The sequence below is a fragment of the Costertonia aggregata genome, assembly GCF_013402795.1.
In the GTDB taxonomy this organism is placed as follows: Bacteria; Bacteroidota; Bacteroidia; order Flavobacteriales; family Flavobacteriaceae; genus Costertonia; species Costertonia aggregata.
Genome location: NZ_CP058595.1, coordinates 1,722,671 through 1,737,162, shown reverse-complemented (window position 1 = coordinate 1,737,162; position 14,492 = coordinate 1,722,671). Strand labels below are relative to the sequence as shown.

The window sequence follows — 14,492 nt, the reverse complement described above, 5'->3', positions numbered from 1 at the left end:
TTATCTGTACAGGGTAAAATGTCCTACAAACTCCCGATCGTCTTCTGCACCTTGGAGTTTTATGATGTACCAGTAATCTCCGGTAGGCAATTCGGTTTCTTGGTAAAAACCGTCCCATCCGTTATCATCGATACCCATTCTATAGACCTCCCTACCATAACGATCAAAAATGATGGTTAGTATCTCGGGAAAGGCTTCCAAATTCCTTGGAATCCAAAGGTCGTTTTGGCCGTCACCATCAGGAGTAAAGAAATTGGGGATTTCTATATCGATAAACTCCATAAATATTTCGGCACTGCTCTCACAACCGTTTTGGTCGGTAACCGTAACGGTATATGTATCGGTCCTATTGATGATAAAAGTATTGGTGTTTCCGTTTTCCCTACCATCAAAAGTAAAGGTGTATTCTTCTAGCCCACCTGTTGCCAAGGCCGTAATTTCATTGATATTGTTTTGTTCCAGGGACAATTGCAACGGATCAAAGCCAATAATGTTGAAATCCATCGTGGCAACACAACCGTTGGCGTGCGAAACAGCAATATAATGGTCTCCGGGCGCAATATTCCTGAAATCCGGGTTCAATTGCATGTCGCTTGGATCAGTTGAATCCAGGGCATACATGATGGAGCCCAAAACGGAGTCATCATCCATGGTTATGTTGACAAAATTATTTGGCGTGTCACCCATACATTCATAAACAGGCACAGCGGAACCGTTAAGGTTGACACCGGGTTCAATTTCCACGATAACGTTGCCATCACAATCATTGGCATCCTTTACGAAAATGACATACGTGCCGGCCGCTAAATCTGTAAACAACACCTGATCTGTAACAAAATCGGCATCGGCATTTGAATTAAGACTAGTTCTGTAAGGAGCGGTTCCCCCGGTAATGGTCAATTCGATAGAGCCGTCCTCACTACCCGCACACACTTCAGGCAATACGGTTGTCGCTTGAGCGTCAATTGGGGATGGTTCATCTATAGTAAAAGAGAACAACACAAAACAACCTCTTTCATCTTGAGCGATAACCTCATAATCACCAGGTTCAAGATCTGTAAACGTGTTTTCGGCATCAAATCGATTTAGAGTAGGTGTAATGGCATATAGAATCTCCCCGGTTCCACCAGCAACCTCTACACTAATGGTTCCGTCATTTGCCGCATTACAAGTAACGTTGGTAAACTCCTCCCTCACTATGGTCAACGGATCTGGGTTTTCGATTACGACTTCCCTGGAAACCTCAATGCAATCTACGCTAGTAACCCTTACATAGTAGCTACCCGCGCCGAGGTTATCAAATACGTTATCGGCAACCTGGGGACCTGCGGCCAAATCGGTCAAGGCAGCATCCCTGAACAATTCATAGGAGTAGTTGCCCAAGCCGCCCGTAACGTTCGCAATAATGGTCGCTGTGGTTTCATCGGTACAGTTTACGATAGCCGCACTATCATCAATGTCGATTACAAGTGGAGCTACAGCTTCAATTGAAACCCTATTTGAAATAGTGGCCTTACAACCAAACGCATCTTCGATATAATACTGATAACTGCCTTCGCGCACATCAAAACGATGTGTGTTGCCGCCTGACATTGGGGCAAAAGTCACATTATCCTCACTGTACGTATATGGGGCCGTTCCACCAGTGGCGGTCAACAATAGCTCGGCATCGGTAGTACAGGTAAGCTGGGAAACCTGGGTCAAGGAAGCCATAACTTCAATAGGTTCGCTAATGGTTACTTGAACGGTTTCAACGCCACACTCCCAACCATCGGTTACGGTAATACTGTATATACCCGCACCCAAATTGTTAAATATAGGGCTTGTTTGAGTACCGCTTGTAAAGTCGATTATAGTTCCGGTCGGGTCATAATGGTTTATTTGATATTGATAAACACCTTCCCCGTTCGTTACATTGGTTGCGCTAACCGTTGCGTTGGTGTCGCCATAACATAGCAGTGTCGTTGGCGTTGCCATGATATCTGCCGTAATCGGTACAGCAGCGGCCAAAGTAGCTGTTGTATTGAACACACAAGGAACCACGCCGCTATCCGTAATTTGGACTGTAAAGCTACCTGCGGCAAGGCCTTCGAACGAGTAGGACATTACATCCAACTGAGTATATGTTTGGCTTGTTGTGGTGTTGGTCAGCACAATATCATAAGGGGCATAACCACCAGTCGGCGTAACCAATATTTCTCCTTGATCATTCGTACAGGTCGTTGGCGCCTGCGGACTAGCCGTGGCAATCAACGCCTCAATAGGGGAAACGATAGTTACGGTATTCGAGTTTTCAGTACATAAGGGAACATCGGTTTCCGTAACCCTAACGTAAAGGTTTCCGCCGGGCAATCCGGTGATACTTCTTGGGTTTATGCTTGTGTCCGTGCTTACAACACTGCCAATAGGGTTGTTGGCACTATCGAACACTTGATAGTCATAATTGCCCGAGTAACCGGTAATATTGATTTCCATAGCCCCTGTTGCAGTACCAAAACAGGATACCGGCGCGGTAGCGGTAGCAACCACATCAATCAAGTCATACGGTGCAACTTCATAAGGCGCTGTGTCTACATAACAACCCGTAGTCGTATTGGTCACCCGAAATGTGTAGGTTCCCACTTCCGATAGACTAAAAATAGACGAGGTGTTTGTCGTAGCTCCTTGAGCACCATCTGTGTTCGGAACAGGTAATAATTCAAAGGAATATATATCTCCTGGCGCACCACCCTCTGTAACGGTAATCGTAACTTCCTCAGGATTGGCACAAGAAATTGCACCTCCGGGATTTTGCGCTACGGAAGCTGTAAATGTATTTAAAGCAGTGATGGTCACTGTATCCGTTGCCGGACAACCCTCACCATCAGTTACATAAACGGTTATGGTTTGATCCATTCCGTTATCAATGATTTCAAACGTATTTGTGGTTTGGAAGTTTACATTGTCAATACTATACAGGTAAGGTGATGTTCCGGAAGGTGTTCCTGGAGTTGTGACACCATCCAAAATAGCCACAGTAACCGTTGATGTGTTCACCGTATTGTTGGCTGCACAGGTAAAAGGTGATGCTGTTGCATTTATCAATAGTTCTGTTGGTGCTGTTATGGTTTCATCCCTAAACCCTTCACAACCTCTACTTGAAATAACGATAATCCTGTAATCATCTGCATTTAGGTTTTCAAACAACGGATCGGTCTGTGTCGCTATGGGAGTTACCAAGTCAGATGTGCGATAGAGTTCATAGGTATACGTCGGATTTGTATTGGTTGCCGGGTCAAGGTTGGCCAGAATACTACCGTCATTGCCACCAAAACAACTTACATTATCAATGGTCGACGCCAAAAGTGCAGGGTCTACCTTATCATCCAATCTTTCGGTAACCGTTTTTTCGCACACTGGGTTGTTCGTATCCAAGTCCCGTACGCGGAAAGAATAGGTGCCTATTTGTGTAAGTCCCGTAAATATGCCACTTGATTGTGTGATTGTAGTCGCATCTGGTTGCGTAACCATAAATTCCAAATTACTGGATCCGCCCGAAACGGTTATGGTGATTTGTCCGCCCGGGTCTGGAGTACAGTCAATCGGCTTAACGATTGTAGCGGTAAGGTTCATTTCTTCATACAATTCAACAGGCCCTATCAATGGCGTAGTAACGCAAGACCACTGGTCGCTGATGCGAACCTCATATATCCCCGCGCCAAGGCCTGAGAATACCGTTGTATTTTGTGGCGCTCCAAAATCAGCACCATCTTTTACCAACTGATAGGTATAGTTGCTTCCCTGACCGCCACTTACGGGGTCGGTTGCTGGTATACCAACTACTTCAATCTCGCCCTGTAGATTGGTACAGTTTTCTTGGTTTATTTGTAATTGGGCCACAATGGGCGTTGGGTTGTCAAGCACCACATCAGCCAATCTTTCCGGGCATCCGTTTACATCGATTACCCACACTTCATAAGTACCCGCCCCTAGGTTTGAAAACCTAGGATTGGTAACATAGTTGGCAACATTAAACTCATCCGTATTTGGGGTTGTGCTTACATAATATTGATAATCACCCCATCCGCCAGTTACATTGGTTACCTGAATGACACCATCATTATTTCCTGGAGCACATGTAATGTCGGTAACTTCGGTATCTCCCGTGATTCCCGTTGTAGGACCATTGATACTGAACGCCTCAATATTGGTACATTCTGGGAAAGCCGCCTGAGAAATTTCAACAATATAACTTCCGGCTGTTAAATTTAAAGTTCCCGTAGGACCTGTGGTTCCTATACTGCCTGTGCCGTCGGCACCAGGATAAACCGTATCATCCGCTCTATCTGCTGTTCCATTAGTGTTGTAAATGGTCCAGTTAAAGCCGCCAGTATATGTGGTATCAAGCAACTCCAAAGTTATTTCTCCAGTCTCGGAGCCAAAACACTGTACATCACTTAGTTTAACAACATCAATGGTGAACGTATTGGGCTCGACTACGGTATGTGAAACAGGAATGATACATCCTGTCGCAACATTACGTACTTCAAAATTGTGCGTGCCGACCGCCAAATCGTTAAATGTGTTGGTTCCGGAGAAAGTACCGCTAGGCAACTGCCTAAATTCATAGTTAGCCGGGTTGGTTCCAAAATCGGTTATTGAACTTATGGCATTTATACTGATATCTTCCCCTGCATTGGTACACGAAATAGGGTCGTCAATAGCAATTGAGGCGGATTGTAGCACATCAAAAGGAAGAACCCTTGCGGTAGTGCTCCCCGCACAACCTTTATCATCAAAAACCTCTATGCCATAAAAACCTCCTGCAAAATCGGTTTCAGTATAAATATTATTGGCATTGTTTTGCACTTCAACATCCGGTTCTACCGCTACGGTCAATGGATCATCGGTTCTAAAGAAGCGATAGCGTACAAAGGTACCCGAACCTCCTGCCATTCCAGATACCGTAATCGTTGCATTATCCGGGGTATTGCCTAAGGTACATCCAAAGGGGTCGACTATCGCATTTATGCCCGTAATATCTGGGTTTTGAACAACCGATTGATTCGTATCGACAAAACATAGGTTTGCGCCCGTTGTTCGTATGGTATATGTTTCACCTGGACTCACTGCGCCCGCCAAGCCCGTAAAAGTTGCCGATGTAGCCGTAAATGAAGTAGGTGTTATTGGAGAGCCAACAGAACTACCGCCTCCTGAAATAATTTGGAAGGTATAAGGCCCTACACCGTTATCTACGACTGAAATTGATATTGACCCATCGTTTGCGCCAAAACAGCTCACTTCGGTAGTAGAAATAGTATTGATTACAGGCTGAACGGCCGTTGGAACAAAAACGTCAACAGCAAAAGAGCAATTAGACGTTAAAGCATCGGTTCTGTTGAGGTCAAACACAGTTATCGTGTAGGTTTCGTCTGTTGCGCTAACGGGAGCACTGTATACGAACTCACCAGCCGTAAGCGTAAGTGCTGTTCTTGTTTGAACCGATGTGGCCCCATTAAATACCTGATACTCATAACTACCCGAACCAGTAAAGGCATCAAGGGTAATCTGTGCATTATCATCACCTGGAGTAGTCTCACAATCCGCTAATGTGGTCAAAACGGCATTGAACCGCAACGGTGGATGAATATCGATGTTTTCAGACTCGCCACAACCATTCAAATCACGAATCTCTATGGTTTGTCCTAATCCTGAGCTTAATCCTGTTACAGTATACTCACCGGCCGTGAATGTAATATTTTGGAAAGCACCGCCATTTACACTCAATAAATAGGGAGTGCTACCGGCCGTATCCAACGTTACCAATACCTCAAACGCTCCCTCGGTAACACATTCGTCTATAACGGCAACCGAGATAGCCGGACTTGAATCCAAGTTTACGGTTACATCATCAAATTGTATACAATTATTGGCATCCTTTACATAAACACGATAGTTGCCAGATTCCACACTTGCGGTGGTACTGCTCGTCCAACCCGGAGATGTTGCTGTTGGAGCCGTAGCGCTAGCCAACAGATACTGGAATTCATACGGAGCTACACCAAACTGTGCCGTTGCCGAAACGATACCTGTGTTTACGTTACAATTGTCGTTTGTGGGAGATGTGGCGGTAACACTCAACAATGTTGGTGCTTGTTGTATTGTAAATTCATCGGAAGCGATTACGCAACCCGCATTGGGACCGTCGATTTCGGTAAACAAAATATAGAAATCACCTGGCGCAATACTGTTCGCCGTGTCAGTTTCAGGACCTCCGACCGCTCCGGAAATACTTCCGGTTATACCGGTAGACACATTAGTATCGCTTGTAAAAATCTCATAACCCACATTATTTCCGCCATACCCTGAAATCGTGAACTCCACTGTGCCGTCAGTACTGCCGAAACATGTAATATTCGAAGTAGCATCAATTACAGATGACAATGTAGAGGTTGTGGAAACAGGAACCGTAGCTTCTTGTATATATTCACAATTGGTATCGGTATCGTGTACTACAAACGTATAGGTTACACCAGGTGTGAGACCCGTAAACAAATGTGAGTTCGATGAGGGGGTGTCCTCCGGAAACCATGCCGGATCAGCTGCGTTGAAAGTCGGAGCAGGATAGATGGCAAAATAGAACGTTCCTACACCTAAAGTACCATTGGACGCTTGAGCCTCTACCAGCATCTCACCACTACCTACGGTACAGCCCGAAGCTCCCTGAGTGGTCACCAAAACGTCTGGACCAGTCGTGATGGTTACCGTGCTTATGGTTTCACAATTATTATCATCAGTAACACTAACGGTATAATCACCAAAGTTTAACCCGGTAAAGGTGTGGCTGTTTGGATTGCCGTTGGTATCATAGGTTTGATTTACGCTAAAATCGTTATTGTTTATTCTGTAAAAATAATCACCGGTTCCTCCCGAAGCATCAACTGTGATGGTTCCTAACACCGTCGCCGATGCCGTACACGTTAGATTGGTGCTCGATATATTTGGATTAACGGCGTTTGGCTCGGTTATGGTAACAGGGAAAGGATTGGAAACACACCCTTTGTCATCAGTTATACGTACTTCGTAGTCTCCGGCAGGAAGACCTGTCGTTTGTGTTCCATAGTTTGTTGGGCCTGAGGTTTCAATAACCTCTATGGTATAGGGCGGCCTTCCAACAGAAGTGTCGATATCAACGGTTAAAGACCCCGTGTCTTCACCGTTACACGTAACATTGGTCGGCGTAACAGTATTGATTACCGGCTGAACCGCTTCGGTTACGGTTATTGGGCCTATGATTACACGACAAACGGCAGGCGTCGTAGCGTCTGTAACCCTAAAATAATAGGTTCCATGGGCATTTGTGCTAAATACGTTACCCGCAAAGTTGGTGGCATTCCACGTGCCGGATGGTGATGGTGTATTTGACCATTCGTACGAATAGCTACCCGAACCACCATTGGCGCTTATGGTAGCAGAGGCGTCTACGGTACAGATTAGGTCTGCGTTCAACACGGCGGATGCCGTTAATTCTTGCGCAATGGTCACGCTCACATCGTCGGTACAACCATTGGCGTCGGTTACCGTAAAGGTGTAACTGCCAGGGGTTACATTATTAAACGTAGGGGTTGCCTGGTCAGCACCTCCGTTCATACGGTACATATATGGAGCGGTTCCCGCAGAGGCATCAATAATAACACTGGCAGAACCTGCAACCGTAGCGGAATAGCATAGATTTGAAGCAGCATCTATACTGGCCACTGGGCTTGTGGGGGCAATCGTTGTGAAAGTATCCGTTGCGGTACACCCATTGGCATCGGTTACGGTAATGGTGTGTAAACCGATTTGATCTAAACCAACAAAAGCGTTGTTTCCGTTTTGTGGGCCTAAAACAGTACCGTTGGGTTGTTCAATTTGATAGCTATAGCCAGCAGTGCCACCACTGGCCGCAACAGTTACCGAACCGTCTGCGATACAGGTTGGCTGAGTCAGTACATTGCTCACGCTCAAAGCGGCTGGTTCGCCTATGGTTTGAGTGGGGATGGTTATTGAACACGTAGTATCGGAAGCATCCCGTACCACGATGTCATAATCATCTGCAATAAGCCCAGTAAGGGTTACTGTCGAAGGTGAAGTTTGAGCTGTTGAAAAAGCTCCGCCGTTTACCGAATATTGAAACCCTGTGGCACCAAAGTTTTCAACTGAAAAGGTAATTGTGCCATTGTCTGCCGTGTTACAGGTTTCGTTGGTAAATGAAGTGATTTCGGCACCAAATGCACGACCGTCCTCAACGTTTACGTCGATGGTAACGGTCCCTTCACATTGTTCAGGGGTTTGAAAGGCTTCAATGTCATCAATAGCGATATCGTTCCCGCCTGTAACCGCAGAATTAGTTCTGATTACTATATCAAGGTTTGTATTAGCACCTGGGTTTAGGGTTACCGTATAGTTTTGCCAATCATCCGCATTGTTGTTTTTTGGAATATTTCCTGTTGCTGTACTAGCAATAACGGAACCACCACTATCTACCAGTTGTATTTCAATGGTAGGATCACCCCCTCCTGTACCCACTCTCAATAGGTTAAAGGCCCATACAGAAACTGTAATATCTCTATTTGGAATTATTTCAACACCTCTTTTGGCATAGACTATTCCACCAACACCTGCAGCACCACCAACATTAATGGCCAAAAACCTACCACCGGTATTTCCGGTATGGTCATTGGGGTTTCTCCAAGAACCAAAAGGATTGTTTATTACTTGAGTAACAGAATATTCTCCATCATTTATCCGTGTAGGCGACCCTAGATTACATGCTGAAACAGTACCGTCTTGGGGTTCATAACAATAGGCGGGATCTATTTCGGTTATACTTGTATTAGGCCCAACACCAAAGTTTTCCAATAACAACGTGCTTCTAGCTGGAGGGGTATTGCTGATATAATCAACAGAAACCGTATGATTCCCTACGACAACATTGTTGAAAACGTTGGAGGTGTTCGGTGAGTTCGGACTCCCATCTATGGAATAGGTATAATTAAAATCGGTACTGCTCGGTGTAATGGTCACTGTTCCCTCGCCGTCACACTCATAATCTACAGAAGCAGACAGGGTCGGCGCAGTAGGTTGAGGGTCGACCGTTACGTTCATTGGAAAGGTACAATTTCTAACATCCTGAATGTAAACGGTATGGTTTCCCGGCTGTAAAAAGCCAATAGGGTTGCTAACATAGGTGCTTCCGCCATCAAAACTATAAGTGTACGGAGCTGTTCCGCCCTGTGCATTGGTAATACGCACCTCGGCACCATCGGTTGGGTTACATTCTACCAATGCCGTTACAGCGGCAGATGCAGAAAGCGTAAATGGCTCAGTAATGGTATAGGTTTGGGTTATACGACAATTGTTGGTATCCCTTACTTCAATATTATAGGTTCCTGCGGTCTGATTAACAAAAACGCCAGACGTTTCAAAAGTAGTCCCATTATCGATACTGTATCTGTATGGGGCCTCCCCGCCAGAGGCCACTATGGTCATGGTCGAGGTTGACGAACCACTGCAGGTTATGTCCGTATTGGTTATGTTCAGGGCCAAAGGCGCATCTTGAGCAACATTCAAATCGAATACGGCTTCACAGTACCCTGTTGCCCCTGCATTGTCCCTTACATACACGTCATAATCCCCCGTGCCTGTAATTGAAACAGGGTTGGTTGTACTGAAAGTGCCCGGAGCAGACCCGTCGGCAACGATGGAGTACACAAAGTTTCCATCTCCGCCCGCTGCGGTTACCGTTACATTGGTCGCTGTTCCACAAGCGGTAATGTTGTCTGCTGATGCCGTAACGGTCAATTCAGGATTTATGGTTATGGTTTCAAAAGCCGTACAATTTTTACCGTCTCTTACGTCTATTCTATGTGTTCCCGGGGCTAGACCCGCAAACGTGTTGGTCGTGCCAAAAACACCACCGTTAAGGCTGTATTCAAAGTTTCCGTCTCCGCCCGAGGTCACATTGGCAGTGAGGGTCAGGCCGTTTGCTGCAATATAACAGCTTGCATTGGGGACTATTTCCAAAACAGGTGCCACTGCGGCATCTATATTGAATGTTGTATCAAATACACATCCATTGGCATCGGTAACTCTTGCGGTAAATGTGCCTGTTTGTGTAAAACCTGAAAAGTTCCCCGAGGTGTTGGTTCCAAAAGTGCTTGTGTCGGGGTTCAGCAAGGTATAGGTATACCCGCCCCATCCATTGGCAGCCGTTAAGGCAACGCTAGCCGTAGATGTACAGGTAGGTTGGGTTTCACTTGCACTTAATGTCAACGCTGCAGCAGGGGCTTGTACGGTTACACTAGCCGTATCGGTACAATTAGTTGTGTTGTCCGTTACGGTGATCGTGTACGTTCCGTCATCCAAGCCTGTTAAGTCAATAGTTGTGTTGGTCTCGTTCGTTCCACTAAAACTTGAAGGTCCTGTAACACTATAATCGTAGTTTGTTCCAAACCCGGAAACGGTAAATCTTGCCGCCCCGTCGGTATCGGAAAAACAGGTAATATTATTGACCAATTGTCCTGTTACATCTATGGGTGTTACTGGATTTATAGTGAATGTCTCGTTATAGACACAACCCTTATCATCTGTTACCCTAAAGGAGTAAGTGTTTGGCGCAAGGCCGTCAAAAGCCGCCGTATTTCCTGTTATGCTAGTGGCCGCTATTAGGGAAGGAGCCGTAATTTCAAAAACAAAAGGAGCGTTCCCATCAGTAACGGTTACGGTAACGTCAGAAGTTTGTGTAGGACAGTTGGGAGGGGTTGCAGAAAAGCTCAAATCCGTTGGTGGGTTCAAAGGATCCAAGGTTATCCGATTGGTTGCAACAGGGCATCCCGTTGCATCCCTAACCGTAATTTCATATGTGCCGTTCGTTAGGTTTTCAAACCTGTTGGCGTTGGGCGTTGTGTCCGGTATAAACGTAATACCGTCAATACTGTATGAATAAGGAGCCGTTCCTCCTGTGACATTTTGTGCTTCTATGATTCCGTTGCCGGTACAGGTATAATCCTGTATTAAAACAGCATCTGCACTTACCCCGTCAACAGGTCCGCCAATGGTAAAATCTTCAAAGAAAAAGCATTCAACACCCCCACTTTGCTGTCGTATTCTTACGCGATAGTCGGCTTGTGCCAATCCTGTAAAATTACCAGAGCTATTGGTAGTGATCTCGGCACCCAAATCATCAAGAAGGGTATACTCCAAAGAATATCCATTGGTGTTGGTAACGTTAAAGGATATTGTCCCATCTTCAAGCCCAAAACAGGTTTCATCTGTAAAGGACATAGTGTATTCTATCGAAGCGGATACTTCAATAGTGGTTGAATTGGAAAAGGCCGGACAATTGTTACCATCTATAATGATGAATTCGTAATCGCCTTCTTCCCCGTTGGTAAACGTGAACACGTTGTCCGTACCAACTTGGTAGGCAGAACCGGGGATGTTGGCGATTTGTGCCGCAACATCCGCACCGGAATACAGATCAACGCCATTGTAGCTCCAAATGGCATAACTATAATCCGGAGTAGGATTACCCCCAGACCCAGTGACCGTAATCTGGCCATCGGTGCAATCAATGTTTTTAGTGGTAATGGCCGATACCGCCAAATCGGTGACATCGTTAATGGTGACATCCTCGGTATATGTACAGCCGTCATCGGTAGTAACGGTAACGGTATATGTGCCGTCACTAAGTCCGGTAAACCTATAATTCGTATCATCGGTAGGCCCAAAAGTGTCCGAGGACACCCCTGAAATTTCATAGTAATATTGTGGTTCTACGTCCAATGCTGAGATTGATATCTCTCCAAGTCCGTTACAATCGGTATCTTTTGTGGTAATATCTACTGTAAAATTCCTTCTACGGATACCTATGTCCTCGATACGGAAAACACAACCATCGGTTACGCCTTGCTGACGCATTTCTACGGTGTAGTCACCATTGTTTGCGATATCAAAACTTCTATTGGTTCCATTGGTGGCGTAATCATAATTGGCAACAGGGTTTCCAGTGCCATTGTCAATAAGCTGAAACTCATAGTCCGCAGGCATATTGGTTACGGTAATGTTACCATTGCTGGTACAAATAATGTCCCTTGTGTCCGCTTGGGGGTCCAAGTTGTTTTTAAAAATGTTGAAGTAGAAAATACTGCTACAACCATCTTCATAGTTGATGACCAACCTGTATTGACCCGCATTGGAAGCCAAGAAATTGCTTCCCGTTTCCACATTGTTCCAAGTACAGGTCGCATTTTTGTTGGCACATTCAGGCGCCGAAGCGGTACAGCTACCCTCATCCAATTGCTGCCAAACAATGCTATCGGCATCAGGAATATTTATTTGAATAGGCTCGGAATCGTTAAGTCCGCACAGGAATATCTCGGGCAGTTCCTCGCCATCGTTCGGGCAAATCAATATTTCACCTTCAACGGTATTTGACGTGTCGTTTATCAAAGTAGAAATAGGGTTGGTCTGGGTAGCCCCAAAGCGCTCTACTACAATAATTTCTTGAAAGCCCTTACAAGGGTCAGCAACAATCTTGTCTACAATATAGGTGCCGATTTCATCTACAACAAATGTGTCGTCCCCAGGCCCCCCGTTCAAAAGAACAGTGTCGGAACCATCAATGAGGTTGTTTCCGTTTTCATCCCTATACCAAACATAGGAATCAAAGTTGTTTCCTGCATCCAACGTTACATCATTACCACAAAGCAGCACTGTTCTGGTAAAATTACAAGCCGAAAGGTCATCCAATAAAAAGTTTGTGGCACCAGGGGTTACAAAACCGCAATCATCAAAATCGGTAACACTAGGGTCATCACTTATTTGATTATCGTTAATAACCCCCTCATAAGTAGAATAGGCCAAATTCTGAATAATATCGGTACAGGCGTTTACAAAATCAAAACAATTCTCGGCAACCCTTACCCGCATCCGAATTGAGGAAACCGGGTCGCCTTCTTGTATTAAATTATCCGGTACGGTAAAAGTAATTGTACGTGTAGGCTCATCATAAACATACGTTACACCCGCCGGTAATGTAATATTGAGTTCATCTAAAGTAACGTTCAAGGGTAAGATATCACGTATCGTATAATTTGTACCATCATCATTACCGATATTTTTGAACGATAATACATAATCCAAGGTCTGTCCAAGATTAACCCCTGCCCCTGTGATATCGTTGCCTGCGATATCTTCAACTTTTTTCTCGAGGACAATATCTGGCTCAATGATTTCTATACCAAAAGCCACTAGAAAGGCGGCAAACCAATCCCCGTCTGTTCCCAATCGCAATGTTGCACTTGTATCGCCATTGTCTATAATACTGTTTCCGGGGTTGGTCAAATCAAAAACATCGGAGTCATATCCGATCGCATTTCTACCGTTTATATTTCTAGTGGTTACATTTACCCCGTCTCTGGAAATCGTAGAGTTAAAGAAATTATCATCTGGATTTGCTGCATTGGTAATATCGGTAAAGTTGGAATTACTATTGGACTGTATTTGAAAAACATCACCGTCTAGCCTAGATTCTCCTTCAAGTGCACTAACCCCCAGTCTTGCCTGAACAGGGCCTGTTGGAATAGTGTTAAACCCACTAAACAGTACGTCTGCCGTTCTGTCCCCGCTTCGTGTGGTAATGCCTTCATAACCGTCAAAAACGGAGATGTATTTACCGGGCAATGTTGGGTTTTCGTATATGACGACGAGTGTCCAACCTGCCGAACCATAGGAAGTACGACCACGGGTACCCCGTACATTGGCCACCGTATATTCCCCATTTGGATCGGCTAACGCTTGTAGTTGGCTCGTAACGTTTTTGTAACAAACATAAGGGTCGTTGGGAACGTTATTTGGAAAACCATCTATAATTACATCGTCTTCATCGCCCACCGGATCAGCTGAGGTGTCGGCCGAAATATCAATATAGTTGCCACCGGGCACCTTGAACTTTATATTCCTGAAGTCGTAATGATTGTTATCATTGGGCAAAGAACCTCGGTAGCGACTGTTGACCACATCTCTATCATAATTCCCTGCCCAGTATAACCCCGCCCAATAAATTTGCGAACAGGCAGGCACGGACAGCGTTGAGCTTGTAGAACTGAATGTGGTATTGTCCCCATCAATATCAATATACTCTATATGAAGGTTGTTATTGCTTCGGTTACCGTTGTACGGGTCATTTGCAGTATTGTTATTGTCTCTGCGGTTCATGACCGTGTTGGACAAAAAGGTGTAGTCCCCCTTTATGTTGACGTAGGTATTGCCCCCTTCGTTTAGCCTTGGGGTAAAGGGAATATCTTGAGCTTGGGTTAGGGCAAAGCCGCAAAAAGCCGCAAAAAGAAGAAATAGGGTTTTTTTCGAAAAAAATGGTTTCATCCGGTCAGTAGATTTTGTTCTTGGTTGGTTTGTTCTGCGTACCGCTATTCAAAAACGGTACAATTCGAGAATAACCAATAACAAATATT

General features: G+C 45.1%; 1 protein-coding gene. It reads right to left on the bottom strand.

The genetic code is table 11. The features are described from left to right. On the bottom strand, window positions 1–14,403 hold the full coding sequence (locus HYG79_RS07930) for a T9SS type B sorting domain-containing protein (RefSeq protein ID WP_179241567.1): 14,403 nt from the start codon (window positions 14,401–14,403) through the stop codon (window positions 1–3). Between the last annotated feature and the right edge of the window lie 89 nt (window positions 14,404–14,492).